We start from the raw sequence: 15,184 nt of genomic DNA on the forward strand, positions 1-15,184 counted from the left end.
CGGCGTAAACATCATCGTCTCGACCCGGTTCGCTCACCCTACGGCGCGCCGGGCGGTGGCTACAGTGAGCCCATGCCGAACGCCACCGGCGGGTTCGAGGGTCCCGGCCGAGACCTCCGCGACCTGCACGACCCGGTGGTCGTCGTCGCCTTCGGCGGCTGGAACGACGCGGGCAACGCCGCCACCGGCGTGGTCGACCACCTGGGCGAGGCGTACGGCGCCGAGCTCGCCTTCGCGCTCGACCCGGACGACTTCTACGACTACCAGGTCAACCGCCCGATGGTCAGCCTCACCGACGAGGACGAGCGCGTCCTCACCTGGCCCACCACCGAGATCCGCGTCGGCAAGCTCGCCGGCGGGCGTGACCTCGTGCTGGTCCAGGGTCTCGAGCCCAACCTGCGCTGGCGCCAGTTCACGACGACCATCGCCTCGGCGCTGCAGTCGGCGAACGCCCGGCGCGTGCACGTGCTCGGCGCGCTGCTCGCGGACACCCCGCACACCCGGCCGATCCCGGTGTCGACGTCGACGTACGACCGCGAGCTGATGACCACGCTCGGGCTCGCGCCGTCGACGTACGAGGGACCGACCGGCATCGTCGGCGTCCTCGCCGACACCCTGACCCGCGGCGGCCTCGAGGTGCTCTCGCTCTGGGCCGCGGTCCCGCACTACGTCTCCCACCCGCCCTGCCCGAAGGCGACGCTGGCGCTGCTGTCGTCGCTCGAGGAGCTGGTCGACACCGCCCTGGACCAGGGCGACCTCCCCGAGCTCTCCCGGGCCTGGGAGCGCGGCGTCGACGAGCTGGCCGCGGACGACACGGAGGTCGCGGAGTACGTGTCCACCCTCGAGGAGCAGCAGGACGCCACCGAGCTGCCCGAGGCCAGCGGCGACGCCATCGCCGCCGAGTTCGAGCGCTACCTGCGCCGCCGCAGGGGCAACTAGCCCGCTCGCCGAGGCGAGCGGCGCCCCCACCACGAGGAGCACCATGCCCCGGAAGACCCCCGTCCAGGACAGAACCCCGGCCCAGGCCGAACCGGACACACCCCCGATCGCCGGCCAGCCGCAGGGCCCGCCGTTCTTCGGGCTGCTGCTCGTCGCCGCGCTCGTGATCATCGGCGTCGGGCTGAAGAGCACCGCGAACATCGTCGGGCCGGTCTTCCTGGTCCTGACCCTGGTGATCACCGTCGCGCCCCTGCGCCGGTTCCTGATCAAGCACCGGTGGCCCTCCGCCCTGGCCAGCCTGGTCAGCCTGCTGGCGATCTACCTGCTGCTGCTCGTGATCCTCGGCTCGGTCGTGTGGTCGATCTTCAAGCTGGTGGAGAAGCTGCCGGACTACGCGAACGCCTTCAACCGGATCTTCCAGTCGCTGCTCGCCCTGGCGAACCGGCTCGGCTACGGCCAGGAGCAGATCCAGCAGCTGGCCAGCTCGTTCCAGCTCAGCAGCCTGGCCGCGCCGGCGCAGACGCTCCTGAGCGGGATCACCGGCTTCGGCTCGCTGCTCGTGCTGATCGTCGCGGTCGTGATCTTCATGGCCTTCGACCAGGCCGACATCGGTCAGCGGCTCGACATCATCTCCCGCACGCGGCCGCACATCGCCGTCGGGCTGCAGAACTTCGGTGTGCGCGTGCGCAAGTACTGGATCGTCACGACCGTCTTCGGTCTCGCCGTCGCCGTGCTCGACACGATCGGGCTCTTCATCATCGGGGTGCCGCTGGCCTTCACCTGGGGCGTGCTGGCCTTCGTCACCAACTACATCCCCAACATCGGCTTCGTCATCGGGGTCATCCCGCCCGCGCTGATCGCCCTGCTCGACGGCGGGGTCGGCAGCGCCATCGCCGTGGTCGCGGTCTACGCCGCGCTGAACGTCATCGTGCAGACGATCATCCAGCCGCGGTTCACCGGCGACGCGGTGGGCATCTCCGGCACCGTCGCCTTCATCTCGCTGATCTTCTGGGCGTTCGTGCTCGGCCCGCTGGGCGCGCTGCTCGCCATCCCGGCGACGCTCTTCCTCAAGTCGACGCTGCTCGACAACTCCCAGCCCGCCGGCTGGGTCAGCGCGCTGATCAGCAGCTCGCCGGGGAAGGACCAGCCGAAGAAGCCACGCGCCCCTCGCGGCGGGCCGGCGAAGCCGGCCGAGCAGCAGCCCGCCAAGGCCTAGGGTGCGGGCGGCCCCGCGCCTAGCGCGCGGGGTCGTCCCCGGACTCGTCGTCCTGCGCCGCGTCGCCCAGGGCGCGGAGCCGGGCGACCATCGCGTCGGGGTCGTCGGCCCCGAACACGGCCGATCCGGCGACCAGGGCGTCCGCGCCGGCCTCGACGCACCGCTCCACGGTCTCGAGCGAGACGCCGCCGTCGACCTGGAGCCAGATGTCGCCGCCGTGGGCGCCGATCAGGGCGCGGGCGCGTCGGATCTTCGGCAGGCACAGGTCGAGGAACTTCTGCCCGCCGAAGCCCGGCTCCACCGTCATCAGCAGCAGCATGTCGACCTCGTCGAGCAGGTCCGCGTACGGCTCGACCGGCGTGGCCGGGCGCAGGGCGAGACCGGCCCGGGCGCCCCGGGCGCGCAGCTCGCGGGAGAGGCGTACGGGTGCTGCCGCCGCCTCGGCGTGGAACGTCACCGACTCGGCCCCGGCCTCGGCGTAGGCCGGGGCCCAGCGGTCGGGGTCCTCGATCATCAGGTGGAGGTCGAGCATCGTCGGCGTGACCGCGCGGATCGCCTCGACGACGGGCAGCCCGAGGGTCAGGTTGGGCACGAAGTGGTTGTCCATGACGTCCACGTGCAGGGCGTCGGCGCTCGGGATCCGCTCGATGTCGCGCTGCAGGTTGGCGAAGTCGGCCGACAGGAGGCTGGGCATGACGCGGGTCGGTCTGGGCACGGCTCGACCTTAGCGATCGGGCTGAGGCGTGCGGTCAGCGGCGGCGCAGGTACGCCGCGAACATCGCGTCCGTGCCGTGACGGTGGGGCCACAGCTGCAGGAAGTCGCCGTCGGTCGACGCCGCCGCCCCGACCTGGTCGCCCGCGAGCTCGGGAAGCACGTCGGCGAAGGGGACCACGTCGACGTCGTCCCGGCCCGCCAGCGTCTCGTGGACCACGTCCGCGGTCTCGCGCCGATGGGGCGAGCAGGTGACGTACGCGACCAGCCCGCCCGGCGCCGCGGCGTCCAGGGCTGAGGAGAGCAGGGCGAGCTGCAGCGGGTGCAGGGCCTCGACGTCGGCCGGCTGCCGCCGCCAGCGGGCCTCGGGCCGGCGGCGCAGCGCGCCCAGGCCGGTGCACGGGACGTCGGCCAGCACGCGCGTGAACACCCCGGGACGCCAGGGCGGGCGCGTCGCGTCGGTGACGACCACGACGGGCCGCTCGTCGAGCGGGTACGCCCGGACCGCGGAGGCGACCAGCGCGGCGCGGTGCGGCGCGAGCTCGCCGGCCAGCACGCGGCTGCCGTCGGCGACCGCGAGCCCGGTGAGCAGCGCGGTCTTGCCGCCGGGGCCGGCGGAGAGGTCGAGCCACCAGCCCGGGGCCGCCGGCGGCCGGGTCGCGCCCCAGGCCACGAGCTGCGAGCCCTCGTCCTGCACGCCCGCCCGACCCGTGCGGACCAGCGGGAGGTCGGCCGGGTTGCCGCCCGGGCCGCGGACCGCGTACGGAGACCAGCGCGCCCGCTCGGCTCCCCCGGCCTCGGCGGCGAGCTCGGCCACCTCGACCAGGCCCGGCCGCACGACGAGCGAGACCTCCGGACTGACGTTGTCCGCGGCCAGCGCGGGGACGAGCTCGTCGGCCGGCAGCAGGTCGGCGTAGGCGTCGACGACCCAGCGAGGGTGGGCGTGCTCCAGCGCGAGCCGGTCGCCGGCGTCGAGTTCGGCGCCGAGCCGCTCGACCCACGTCTCGCGGTCGTGCGCGGCCACCTTGCGCAGGACCGCGTTGACCAGGCCGGTCACCCGGCGGCCCACGGTCGCGGCGGCGAGGTCGACGGTCTCGCTCACCGCCGCGTGCGTGCCGACGCGCATGCCGAGGACCTGGTGGGCCCCGAGCCGCAGCAGGTCGACGACCGCGGGCTGCAGCGTCGAGAGCGCCCGGCCGGAGGCGGCCGCGAGGATCGCGTCGTAGGTGCCGAGCCAGCGGCAGGTGCCGTTCAGCAGCTCGGTGGCGAAGCCGGCGTCACGCCCGGTGATCCCCCGGTCGGCCAGCATCCCGGGCAGGACGAGGTTGGCGTACGCGTCCGCGCCCGTCACCAGGCGCAGCGCGTCGAAGGCGACCCGGCGGGAGCGGTCCGGCGAGCGGGTCGGCACTCAGTCGCCGAGCCGGAGGTCGACGGCGCCACCGAGGCCACGGGCCCAGTCCGCGGCGTCCATCGGCCGCTTGCCCTGCGCCTGCACCTGGCCGAGCCGGAGCAGCCCGGCAGCCGTGCCGACGTGGACGTCGCGCCGACCCACGAGCAGCACGCCGGGAGCGGGGACGGCGACCCCCTCGGGCGCAGGGTCGGGGGCCGCGGAGCTGATCTTGAACCGTTCGCCGCGGAACGTCGTCCACGCGCCCGGGTTGGGCTGGCAGCCCCGGACCAGCCGGTCGATCTCGTCGGCGGACCGGGTCCAGTCGATCCTGGCGTGCTCGACGCTGATCTTGGGCGCCAGCGTCACGCCCTCAGCCGGCTGCACGACCGGCTCGACCCCGGCCTCGACGGCGTCGAGGGTCTCGACCAGCAGCGCGCTGCCGGCGTACGAGAGGCGGGTGAGCAGGTCGCCGGACGTGTCGGCGGGCCCGATCGGCTCGGTGATCACCCCGTACGTGGGACCCGCGTCCATCTCGAGCACGAGCCGGAAGGTCGTCGCGCCCGTCTCGGTGTCGCCGGCCAGCACCGCGTGCTGGACCGGGGCGGCCCCGCGCCAGCGCGGCAGGACGGAGAAGTGCAGGTTCACGAAGCCGTGCCGCGGGATGTCGAGCACGCGCTGCGGGAGCAGGGCCCCGTACGCGACGACCGGGCAGCAGTCGGGCGCGATCTCGGTGAGCCGGGCGACGAAGTCCTCGTCGCGCGGGCGCTGCGGCTTGAGCACCTCGAGCTCGAGCTCTTCCGCCCGAAGGGCGACGGGGCTGGCGGTCAGCCGCTTGCCCCGCCCGCTCGGCGCGTCCGGGCGCGTGACGACCGCGACCACCTCGTGGTCGGAGGCCACGAGGGCGTCGAGAGCCGGCACCGCGACCTCCGGGGTCCCGCAGAAGACGATGCGCACCTCTGAACTCTACCGAGCGGGTGTCGCGCCACCCTGCCCGCGAGACGGCCCCCGGTCGCGCCTGGCGAACAGCCGCGCACCGTCCACTCACCCGCCGAGGCCCCAGCTTGCGCGGCTGAGTGCGAGGTACGCGGCTGTGCCCGGGGTACGCGGCTTTGCGGCTTCGGGTCTAGCCCAGCGTGATCGGGTCGACGCGGACGCGGACGGCGCCCTCGCTCTTGCGCGCGCTGCGGACGCCGGCGACCTCCTTGGCCGCACGGACGAGCGCGTTCCCCTCGCGGACGGGGGCGCGGAGGGTGAGGCGGAGCAGCGGTTCGCCGTCGCTGCCGGGCAGCTGCTCGCGCGCCGGGAGCGGGACCGGGCCGAGCGTCTCGGTGCCGGTCGGGGTGTGGACGAGGCCGACGTACTCCTGCAGCACCGGCGCCGACCCGTCGATGGTCACGACCTTCGCCGCCGGCGGGAAGTGCGCGTCGGCGCGGTCGGCGAGCTCGCGGACCGCGAACCCGGCCGGGTCGACCCGGACGAGCGCCTGCAGCGCGCGGCCGGTGCTGTCCCCCACGGCCAAGACGGACCCGCCGTCGGCGCCGCCGCGGACCAGCGCGACGACGGCGAACCAGCGCCGCAGCGCCTCCTCCGACGCCCGCAGGTCGGGCCGCAGGAGCAGCAGCGCCGTGTCGAGCAGGATCGCCGCGGCGTAGCCGCCCTGCGCGGGGGGCTCGGCACCCGGCGTGGTGACGACGATGGCCCCGGTGGCGGGCAAGTCCTCGAGGCGCGCCTCGCCGTTGGACTGCAGCACGACGACGCCGGGGAAGGCCCGGCCGAGCTCGGCCGCCGTGCGGGAGGCGCCGACGACGGGCGAGCGCACGTGCCGCCCGCCGCAGATCGGGCACTCCCAGTCGACCTGGGGCCGCCCGCACCAGCGGCACGTCAGCTGCTCGTGGCCCAGCCCGGAGCCGAGCGTGGTCGGGCCCTGGCAGAAGCGGCAGCGCACGGGCTCGCGGCAGTCCTGGCAGACCAGCGCCAGCCGCCCGCCGGCCCGCGGCACCTGGACCAGGACGGGTCCGGCGGGCAGCGCGGCCCGGACCAGCTCGAAGACCTCGTGCGGCAGCCGGGCGGCCCGGGCCGCGGGGTCGCGGGCCAGCGCGCGGTCGTCGTCCCCGTTCACCCGCACCCGCGGCGCGGCGTGGCGCACGGCGACCCGGTCCTGCGCGATCGGGCGTAACCACCCCCGCTCGAGGTAGGCCTGGAGCTCGGCCGTGCGCGCGTACGAGGCGAAGAGCGCCGCCGCACCGCTCTGCGCCGCCCGGACCGCCAGCACCTCGCGGGTGTGGGGGTAGGGCGCGCGGGGCTCGGCCCACAGGTCGTCGCCGTCGTCCCACAGCGCGACGAGGCCGAGGTCGCGGACCGGGGCGTACGCCGCGGCGCGGTTGCCCACCACGACGCGGGCCCGGCCGTGCAGGGCGGCCAGGAACGCGCGGTACCGGGCGGCCGGACCGGTCTCCGCGACCAGCGCCACCACCCGAGCCCGTCCGAGCACCGCGACGCAGGCGGCCTCGAGCCGGGCGACGTCGCGCTGGTCGGGCGCGAGCAGCACCGCGCTGCGGCCACCCTCGACGCAGGCCCGGGCGGCCTCGGCGAAGCCCGCGGCCCAGTCGGCCTCGGGCGCCGCGCTCGGGGTGACCTGCCACAGCGCCCGCGGCGAGCGTCCAGCCCGCAGCGCGGTCGCGTACGCCGCCCCGTCGCGGTAGGCCCCCAGCGGTCCGGGTACGGGCTCGGGCCAGGGCGGCTCGTCGGCGTCGGGCTTGAGCGCCGCCGCCTTCTCCGACGCGGCGTGCCGGGGCGGGACCGCCAGCCGGACGACGTCGGCGAACGTCCCCGCGTAGTGGTCCGCCACCCCGCGGACGAGTGCGGCGCCCGCCGGGGTGAGGACGGGCTCGGCGGACACGACCTTGTGCAGCGGGGCGAGCGTCCGGTCGGTGTCGGAGACGGCGACCCGCTCGAGCACGAACCCGTCGCGCAGGCGTCCGGCGAAGCGCACCCGGACCCGGGACCCGGCGACCGCTGCCTCGTCCTGATCGGCGGTGACGCGGTAGTCGAAGAGCCGGTCGAGGTGGGCCAGCGGCACGTCGACCGCGACCCGCGCCACCGGCAGCGCCGGTGGCGTCTCGGGGGCTGGGTCGGGCGCGGGCACAGGTGATCCTAGGCAGACCGGTCCGACGTTCCGGGCGATGAGAGGGTGGGCCTGTGGACGAGCGGGCGGCGCAGGAGGTCCGGACGCTGCTCGTGCACCTCGGCACGGCGATGGTGGCGACCGGCCAGCCGATCAACGAGGTCGAGGACGAGCTGGCCGAGGTCGCCCTCGCGCTCGGCCACCCCGACGCCCAGATCGCGGCCGGGCCCACCGGCGTCACGCTCGCGCTGGCGAGCGGTGCACCCGCCACGTACGAGGGCGTCACCGGTTCGCTCCGCCTGGACCAGTCGGCCCAGGTCCGTGGGATCCGGCGCGACCTGCTGCGCGGCGGGGTGGACGGTCCGACCGCGCTCGGGCTCCTGCTCGCGCTGCGGAGCCAGCCGCCGCGCTACCCCGTCTGGCTGGCGAACCTGGGCTGGGTGTCCACCGCCGTCGGCATCGCCCTGATCCTTCAGCCCGGCTGGCGGAACGTGGCCCTCGCGGGCGTCGCCTCGGTCGTGGTCGTCGGGCTCTTCCGCCTGGCGCAGCGCTTCCGGCTGCTGTCGACCCTGCTGCCGGTGGTGGCCGCGTTCGTCGTGGCCTGCCTCGTCTTCGCCGCCGCGGACCTCGGCCTCGTCGAGGGACCGCTGCGGACGCTGCTGCCCCCGCTGGCGGTCCTGCTGCCCGGCGCCCTGATCGTCACGGCGATGTCCGAGCTGGCCGCCGGGGACATGATCGCCGGTTCGTCGCGCCTCACCTTCGGCCTCGTCCAGGTGCTGCTCTTCACCCTCGGCGTCGTCAGCGCGAGCCGGCTCTTCGACCTGCCGGCCGAGGCCCTGCGGAACGTCCGCGTCGCCGAGCTGGGCTGGTGGGCCGCGCCCGTCGGGCTCGTCCTGATCTGCCTCGGCATCGGCCTGCTGGAGTCGCCGCCCGTACGCCTGCTGCCCTGGATCCTGCTGGTCCTCGTGCTCGCCTTCGGCGCCCAGGCGCTCGGCCAGCACTACTCCGGGCCCGTGCTCGGGAGCTTCCTCGGGGCGGTCGCCGCCAGCACCGGGTCGTACCTCGTGGAGGCCTTCGTGCCGGACCTCCCCCGGCTCGTCGTCTTCCTGCCGTCCTTCTGGCTCCTCGTGCCCGGCAGCCTCGGTGTGCTGTCGGCCACGCAGCTCGCCCTCGACCCGGGCGGCGCGACCGCGACCGTCGTCGGCGTGGTCACCGTCGTCAGCGCCCTCGCCCTCGGCCTGCTCGTCGGCACGGCGATCGCCCAGTCGGCCCGTGGCGCGCTCCGGCGGGCCCGGCGCCGGCGGCCGCACGGGCAGCTCCAGCTCGACCACCGCGAGCCCGTCGACACCTCCGACACGAGCCACTAGCGGCGTACGCCCGGCAAGACTCCCACCCGTGTCGACCCCAGCTCAGCACAGCCGGCTCGCTCAGGCACACCTTGGTCACCCGGGCACACCCTGCTCCCGACGGCACACCCTGCAGGGTGCGCCGAGGCGAACAGGGTGTGCCGGGGAGAGGAAGGTGTGCCGCCTCAGACCCGCTCGGCCGCCTCGTCGCCGGCCTGGCCGCCGCGCGGGACGCGGAGCGCGAGGATGCCGTTCTCCGACAGCAGGCGGCACACGTCCTCGCGGTCGTCGTAGAAGATCTCGATGCCGAGCTCGACGCACTTCGCGAGCTTGAGCTCGGGCGACTCGCGGGTGTGGGAGAAGACGACCTCGTGCACGACCGGTACGTCGGTGACCTCGCGGACCTCTGCCTCGACGGTGCCGATCCGGCCCCGGCCGATCGCCGAGATCACGTGCACCTCGTCGCCCGCCGCCTCGTGGATCGCCATCAGGTGCGCGACCTGCCGCGGGTAGTGGCTGAGGACGTTCCAGTAGTCGAAGCCGACGATCACGCCGTCACCCTAGGAGCGATCGGTCCTCGCGAGCGGGGGCTTCCGCCAGCGCCAGCGAGTGGAACCCACGCGGGGGTGTGGGGGGTCGGCCCCCCACGGCTCAGCCGCGGACGGCGGCGGCCAGGGCGTCGGCGCGGTCGGTGCGCTCCCAGGTCATGCCCGGGAGGTCGCGGCCGAAGTGCCCGTACGCCGCGGTGGGTGCGTAGACGGGGCGCAGCAGGTCGAGGTCGGCGATGATCGCGGCGGGCCGCAGGTCGAAGACCGAGAGCACCGCATCCTGGATCTGCGCCACCGGGACCTCCTCGGTGCCGAACGTCTCGACGTAGAAGCCGACCGGGTGCGCGCGCCCGATCGCGTACGCGACCTGCACCTCGCAGCGGTGGGCGAGGCCGGCGGCGACAACGTTCTTGGCCACCCAGCGCATCGCGTACGCCGCGGAACGGTCGACCTTCGACGGGTCCTTGCCCGAGAACGCGCCTCCGCCGTGGCGGGCCATGCCGCCGTACGTGTCGACGATGATCTTGCGGCCGGTGAGGCCTGCGTCGCCCATCGGCCCGCCCACCTCGAACCGCCCGGTGGGGTTGACGAGCAGGCGGTAGCCGCGGCTGTCGATCTCGAAGCGCTCGAGCACGGGGTCGACGACGTGCTTGCGCACGTCGGGGGTGAGCAGGGCGTCGAGGTCGATGTCGGCCGCGTGCTGGCTGGACAGGACGACGGTGTCGACGCGGACCGGTCGGTCGCCGTCGTACTCGACGGTCACCTGGGTCTTGCCGTCGGGGCGCAGGTACGGGATGCGGCCGTCCTTGCGCACGGCCGAGAGCTGCTCGGCGAGGCGGTGGGCCAGGTCGATCGGCAGCGGCATCAGGTTGGGCGTCTCGTCGGACGCGTACCCGAACATCAGGCCCTGGTCGCCGGCCCCCTGCGCGTCGAGCAGGTCGACCGACTGACCCGACCGGGCCTCGAGGGACGAGTCCACGCCCCCTGCGATGTCGGGCGACTGCTGCCCGATCGCGACCTGGACGCCGCACGAGGCGCCGTCGAAGCCCTTGGTCGAGGAGTCGTAGCCGATCTCGAGGATGCGGGACCGCACGATCGAGGGGATCTCCACGTACGCGTTCGTGGTCACCTCGCCCGCCACGACGACGAGCCCGGTGGTCACGAGCGTCTCGACCGCGATCCGGCCGTGGGGGTCCTCCGCGAGGATGGCGTCGAGGACGGAGTCGCTGATCTGGTCGGCGATCTTGTCCGGGTGGCCCTCGGTCACGGACTCCGAGGTGAAGAGTCGGCCGGTCACCCCGACACGTTACCCACGGCGGGGTGCCGCAACCGCCGCGTCCAGGATCCGGTGAGCCAGCACGTCCTTCGTGCCGGCGTACGGGCCGTCGACGGTGGTCGCGCCCCCGTCGCAGGCGAGCAGCGTGATCTCGTTGTCCGGGCTGCCGAAGACGAGGTCGCGCCCGACGGCGTTGAGCACGAGCAGGTCGCAGCCCTTGCGGGCGAGCTTGCCCCGGCCCAGCTCCACCAGGGCGGCCTGGTCGGCCGCCGTCTCGGCCGCGAAGCCGACCACGACCTGGCGAGGGTCCTCGCGCGCCTCGACGAGGCTGCGCAGCACGTCGGGCGTCTGCACGAGGGTGAGCGTGGTGCCGGCGTCCCCGGTCTTCTTGATCTTCACGTCGCTGGCCGTGGCCGGAGTGAAGTCGGCGGGTGCTGCCGCCATGACGACGACGTCGGCGTCGCGGGACGCCCGGCGCATCGCGGCGCCGAGCTCGGCGGTGCTGCCGACTCGCTCGACCTCGATCCCCGACGGTCCGTCGACCTCGGTGTGCGCGACCACGGCGTGCACGGAGGCGCCGCGCAGGCGGGCGGCCCGGGCGAGGGCCCAGCCCATCCGCCCCGACGACGAGTTGCCCAGGAACCGCACCGGGTCGAGGTGCTCGCGGGTGCCACCGACGCTGACCGCGACGCGCAGGCCGGCGAGGTCCTGCGCGGCGAGCGCGGGCACGAGGTCGGGGGCGGCGAGGACCGTGCGGGCGACAGCCAGGATCTCGGCCGGCTCCGGCAGGCGGCCCGGACCCGAGTCGGCGCCGGTCAGACGACCGACGGCGGGGTCGACGACGACCGTGCCGCGCGAGCGCAACGTGGCGACGTTCGCGCGGGTGGCCGCGTGCAGCCACATCTCGGTGTGCATGGCCGGCGCCAGCACGACCGGGCAGGTCGCGGTGAGCAGGACGTTGGTGAGCAGGTCGTCGGCCCGGCCGGACGCGGCCCGGGCGAGCAGGTCGGCGGTCGCCGGGGCGACGAGGACGAGGTCGGCCTCACGTCCGAGACGGACGTGCGGGACCTCGTACGCGTCGGTCCAGACCTCTGTGCTGACCGGGCGGCCCGAGAGGGCCTCCCAGGTCGCCCGGCCGACGAAGGTGAGCGCCGCCTCGGTGGGGACGACGGTCACGTCGTGACCGTCGTCGCGCAGCCGGCGGAGCAGCTCGCAGGCCTTGTAGGCCGCGATGCCGCCCGCGACCCCGAGGACCACCTTCATGGGCGCGGGCTCAGACGGGTCGGTAGATCAGGCGGAGGCGAAGGGGTCGGTCGCGGTCGGCTCGGCCTCGGCGTCCGGGTCGATGTCGATGGCGCGGAGCTTGCCCTCGTTGAGCTCGCGCAGCGCGATCGAGAGCGGCTTCTCCTGGACGGCGGTCTCGACCAGCGGACCGACGTGGTCGAGCAGGCCCTCGCCGAGCTGGGAGTAGTAGGCGTTGATCTGACGCGCACGCTTGGCGGCGAACAGGACGAGGCGGTACTTGCTGTCCGACTGCGTCAGGAGCTCGTCGATCGGGGGGTTGGTGATGCCTTCGGCGGCTGACGTGTTCTGGGGCACAGGAGTCCTTCTCGTCGGTTGCGCAGGCTGCGCCGTCCCGTGAAGAAGTCCGTCCCTCGTGAGGACCGGCTCCGGCCGGAGATCAGTCGTGCTGCCTGCTGAGCGTCTGCTCGTTCACAGACCTATCAACTCTACCAAGTCCGCGACCGCCTGCTCGACGCTCACGTTGACCACCGTCGCGTCGAACTCCGACACCGCGTCCATCTCGGCCTGGGCGGTCTGCAGCCGCCGCTCGCGCTGGGCGGCCGTCTCGGTGCCGCGGCCGACCAGACGACGCTGGAGCTCCTCCCAGCTGGGCGGGGCGAGGAAGACGAACCGGGCCTCGGGCCACGACGGCCGGACCTGGCGGGCACCCTGCAGGTCGATCTCCAGCAGCGCCGGCCGGCCCGCCTCGGTCGCCGCGACGACCGGCGCGCGCGGGGTGCCGTAGCGGTGGGTGCCGTGCACGACCGCCCACTCGAGCAGCAGGTGCTGCGCGACCATCCTGTCGAACTCGGCGTCGGAGACGAAGAGGTAGTGCTTCCCGTCGACCTCACCGGGGCGCGGCGCCCGGGTCGTCGCCGACACGGACACGAAGATCTCGGGGTGCTGCGCGGCGAGCGCCGCGGTGACCGTGCCCTTGCCGACGGCGGTCGGGCCGGACAGGACGGTCAGGTCGGCGCGGCTCACTCGGCAGCCGGCGGGACGGCTGTTGAAGCGGGCGCGTCGGAGCGGGCGAACTCGCTGACCAGGGCGGCCGTCTGGTGCTTGCCCAGCCCGCGGAGCCGGCGGTTCGGCGCGATCTCGAGACGTTCCATGACCTTGGCGGCGCGGACGGCGCCCACGCGCGGGAGAGCCTTCAGGACGTCGACGACCTTGGTGTGGGCGATGACGTCGTCCTGCTCGGCGGCGGCGAGGACCTGCGCGAGGGTCTGCTCGCCGGTACGCAGCGCCTGCTTCGCCTCGGCTCGGCGGCGGCGGGCCTCGGTGGCCGCGTGCCGCGCCTGCTGGCGCTGCTCGTCGCTCAGCGGGGGGATGCTCACCAGCGTCCTTCACGTCCTCGTCGGGCTCACCACGGTCTGCGGGCGCGCGCCTGCGGCCCAGCGGATCAGAACCTATCTCAGCCCGCGCACCGCTCCGGCGACCGGCCTCAACGCGGGCCGAGCACGCCGGTGACCGACGCCACCACGGCGGCGGCCGCGTCGCGCAGCCGGTCCGGGTCGGGTCCGGCCCCCATCACCTCACGGCTCGTCGTGGGCAGCACGAGGGGCAGCGCGGCGCCGAAGACGTCCGTCAGGTCGCCGGCCGTCGCGCCCTGCGCACCCAGCCCGGGCGCGAGGATCGAGCCGTTCAGCGCATCGAAGCGGGTGCCCGTACGCCCGATGGTCGCGCCGACGACGACACCCACGTCGCCCGGTCCCGGGCCGGCGTTGCGACGGGCGGCCTCGTCGACGACGACCTGCCCGACGCTCCGGCCGTCGGACGCGGTCGCGTGCTGCACCTGCCGACCCTCGGGGTTGCTGGTCAGGGCGAGCACGTAGACGCCCCGGCCGTGGGCCTGCGCGGCGGTGATCGCGCCGTCGAGCGAGCCGAAGCCGAGGTACGGCGACAGGGTGACGGCGTCGGCCGCCAGCGGCGAGCCGTCGGTGAGGTAGGCCGCGGCGTACGCGTCCATGGTCGAGCCGATGTCGCCGCGCTTGACGTCCAGCAGGGACAGGGCGCCGGCCTGCGCGACGTCGGCGAGCGTGCGCTCGAGGACGGCCACGCCGGCCGAGCCGTACGCCTCGAAGAACGCGGACTGCGGCTTGAGCACGGCGACCGTCCCGGCCAGGGCCTCGACCATGCCGCGGGCGCACCGCTCGAGGCCGGCGACGTCGGCGTCCAGGCCCCAGGCGCGCAGCACCCCCGGGTGCGGGTCGATGCCGACGCACAGCGGGCCGCGCTCGGCCACGACGCGGGCCAGCCGAACCCCGTAGGACTCCCTCATGCGTGGACCTCCTCGATCTCGCGGAGCAGCGCCGGGCCGCGGTAGACGAAGCCCGTGTAGACCTGCAGCAGCCGGGAGCCGGCGTCGAGCAGCGCGCGGGCGTCGTCCGCCGTCCGGAGGCCGCCGACCCCGATCACGGGGAGCTCGGTCCGGCCGGCGAGGAAGGCGACGACCTCGCGGGCCCGGGCCGTCAGCGGGGACCCCGACAGCCCGCCCGCCTCGGACGCCCGCCACCGGTCCGAGTCGGCCAGGCCCTCGCGGGTGAGCGTCGTGTTCGTGGCGACCAGGCCGGCGGCGCCGCTCTCGAGGCAGACGCCCAGGACGTCCTCGAGGGCGTCGAAGGACAGGTCCGGGGCCACCTTGACCAGCACGGGGACCGGCCGAACCGGGTCCTGCACCCGGGCCGCCGCCACGAGAGCCGCGACGAGGTCGCGCAGCACCCCGGCCTCCTGGAGGGTCCGCAGGCCGGGGGTGTTCGGGCTGGAGACGTTCACCGCGACGTAGTCGGCGTGCGGGGCGACGGCGGCGAACGAGGTGAGGTAGTCCTGCGCCGCGTCGGCGAGCGCCGTGGTCTTGGTCTTGCCGAGCGACACCCCGACCGGGATGCCCGGCGCCGCTGCCCCCCGGCGGACGCCGGCGGCCTCGAGCCGGGCGGCGAGGGCCGGTGCCCCGGCGTTGTTGAAGCCCATCCGGTTGACCAGGCCCCCGCTGGCCGGCAGCCGGAACAGCCGCGGGCGCGGGTTGCCCGGCTGCGCGGACGCGGTCACCGTGCCGAGCTCCACGTGGGAGAAGCCGAGCGCGGCCCAGGCGTGCGGGGCGACCCCGTCCTTGTCCATGCCAGCCGCGAGCCCGACGACCCCGGGGAAGGTCAGCCCGAAGGCCTCGACCGGCCGCCGCGGACCGCGAGTCAGTAGCCGCAGGGCCGCCAGCGCCGCCGGGCGGCGCTCCAGCACCTCGAGCGAGCGCAGCGTCGTGTGGTGCACGCGCTCGGGGTCCCCCGCGTACGCGCGGAACATCACCGGCCGCAGCACCCGCTCGTAGCCCGGCCCGAGCGCCGCGCCGCGCACG

Annotated in this window: 15 protein-coding genes; 3 read left to right on the top strand and 12 right to left on the bottom strand. The window is 75.0% G+C overall.

What is annotated here, in order from left to right; genetic code table 11:
• The first annotated feature begins 72 nt into the window (after positions 1-72).
• Together FHX39_RS11060 and FHX39_RS11065 are read left to right on the top strand one after the other, a co-directional pair.
• A complete protein-coding gene (locus tag FHX39_RS11060) occupies positions 73-939 on the top strand; it encodes a PAC2 family protein (protein WP_183338413.1) in 867 nt (288 codons plus the stop codon).
• A gap of 43 nt (positions 940-982) precedes the next feature.
• Complete coding sequence (locus FHX39_RS11065) at positions 983-2,155, top strand: AI-2E family transporter (RefSeq protein WP_183338415.1); 1,173 nt, start codon at positions 983-985, stop codon at positions 2,153-2,155.
• A 19-nt stretch (positions 2,156-2,174) separates the two neighbouring features.
• Here the strand turns inward: FHX39_RS11065 and rpe are convergent, their stop codons facing one another.
• The 4 genes from rpe to FHX39_RS11085 all read right to left on the bottom strand — a co-directional run bounded on the left by rpe (position 2,175) and on the right by FHX39_RS11085 (position 7,402).
• Complete coding sequence (rpe, locus tag FHX39_RS11070) at positions 2,175-2,849, bottom strand: ribulose-phosphate 3-epimerase (protein ID WP_183341265.1); 675 nt, start codon at positions 2,847-2,849, stop codon at positions 2,175-2,177.
• A gap of 55 nt (positions 2,850-2,904) precedes the next feature.
• Positions 2,905-4,275: an RsmB/NOP family class I SAM-dependent RNA methyltransferase gene (locus FHX39_RS11075; RefSeq protein WP_183338417.1), complete on the bottom strand. Its 1,371-nt coding sequence runs from the start codon at positions 4,273-4,275 to the stop codon at positions 2,905-2,907.
• Positions 4,276-5,211 carry a methionyl-tRNA formyltransferase gene (gene fmt, locus FHX39_RS11080; protein WP_183338418.1) on the bottom strand — a complete coding sequence of 312 codons (936 nt, stop codon included), beginning with the start codon at positions 5,209-5,211 and terminating at the stop codon, positions 4,276-4,278.
• Positions 5,212-5,380: 169 nt separating this feature from the next.
• Positions 5,381-7,402 (bottom strand): primosomal protein N' family DNA-binding protein, encoded by a 2,022-nt coding sequence (locus tag FHX39_RS11085; RefSeq protein ID WP_183338420.1) that lies wholly within the window; start codon positions 7,400-7,402, stop codon positions 5,381-5,383.
• Between the two features lie 53 nt (positions 7,403-7,455).
• On the opposite strand from FHX39_RS11085, the gene FHX39_RS11090 reads away from it, so the two are divergent.
• Positions 7,456-8,748 (top strand): threonine/serine exporter family protein, encoded by a 1,293-nt coding sequence (locus FHX39_RS11090; protein ID WP_332836778.1) that lies wholly within the window; start codon positions 7,456-7,458, stop codon positions 8,746-8,748.
• Between the two features lie 164 nt (positions 8,749-8,912).
• Here the strand turns inward: FHX39_RS11090 and FHX39_RS11095 are convergent, their stop codons facing one another.
• The 8 genes from FHX39_RS11095 to FHX39_RS11130 all read right to left on the bottom strand — a co-directional run bounded on the left by FHX39_RS11095 (position 8,913) and on the right by FHX39_RS11130 (position 15,183).
• Positions 8,913-9,278, bottom strand: a complete 366-nt coding sequence (locus FHX39_RS11095; protein ID WP_183338421.1) for an HAD family hydrolase — start codon at positions 9,276-9,278, stop codon at positions 8,913-8,915.
• Positions 9,279-9,378: 100 nt separating this feature from the next.
• The gene (metK, locus tag FHX39_RS11100) at positions 9,379-10,572 is read right to left on the bottom strand and encodes a methionine adenosyltransferase (protein ID WP_183338422.1); all 1,194 of its coding nucleotides are present in this window, start codon (positions 10,570-10,572) and stop codon (positions 9,379-9,381) included.
• Between the two features lie 9 nt (positions 10,573-10,581).
• On the bottom strand, positions 10,582-11,814 hold the full coding sequence (gene coaBC / locus FHX39_RS11105; protein ID WP_183338423.1) for a bifunctional phosphopantothenoylcysteine decarboxylase/phosphopantothenate--cysteine ligase CoaBC: 1,233 nt from the start codon (positions 11,812-11,814) through the stop codon (positions 10,582-10,584).
• A 27-nt stretch (positions 11,815-11,841) separates the two neighbouring features.
• Positions 11,842-12,150 (bottom strand): DNA-directed RNA polymerase subunit omega, encoded by a 309-nt coding sequence (gene rpoZ / locus FHX39_RS11110; RefSeq protein WP_183338424.1) that lies wholly within the window; start codon positions 12,148-12,150, stop codon positions 11,842-11,844.
• 114 nt (positions 12,151-12,264) lie between these two features.
• Complete coding sequence (gmk, locus tag FHX39_RS11115) at positions 12,265-12,819, bottom strand: guanylate kinase (RefSeq protein WP_183338425.1); 555 nt, start codon at positions 12,817-12,819, stop codon at positions 12,265-12,267.
• Positions 12,816-13,172, bottom strand: a complete 357-nt coding sequence (mihF, locus tag FHX39_RS11120; RefSeq protein ID WP_183338426.1) for an integration host factor, actinobacterial type — start codon at positions 13,170-13,172, stop codon at positions 12,816-12,818. Before mihF ends, gmk begins: the two co-directional genes overlap by 4 nt.
• Positions 13,173-13,279: 107 nt before the next feature.
• Positions 13,280-14,116: an orotidine-5'-phosphate decarboxylase gene (pyrF, locus tag FHX39_RS11125; protein ID WP_183338428.1), complete on the bottom strand. Its 837-nt coding sequence runs from the start codon at positions 14,114-14,116 to the stop codon at positions 13,280-13,282.
• Positions 14,113-15,183: a quinone-dependent dihydroorotate dehydrogenase gene (locus tag FHX39_RS11130; protein WP_332836779.1), complete on the bottom strand. Its 1,071-nt coding sequence runs from the start codon at positions 15,181-15,183 to the stop codon at positions 14,113-14,115. The genes pyrF and FHX39_RS11130 overlap by 4 nt, the downstream gene beginning before the upstream one ends.
• Position 15,184 lies beyond the last annotated feature (1 nt).

The organism is Microlunatus antarcticus (genome assembly GCF_014193425.1).
Classification (GTDB): Bacteria; Actinomycetota; Actinomycetes; order Propionibacteriales; family Propionibacteriaceae; genus Microlunatus; species Microlunatus antarcticus.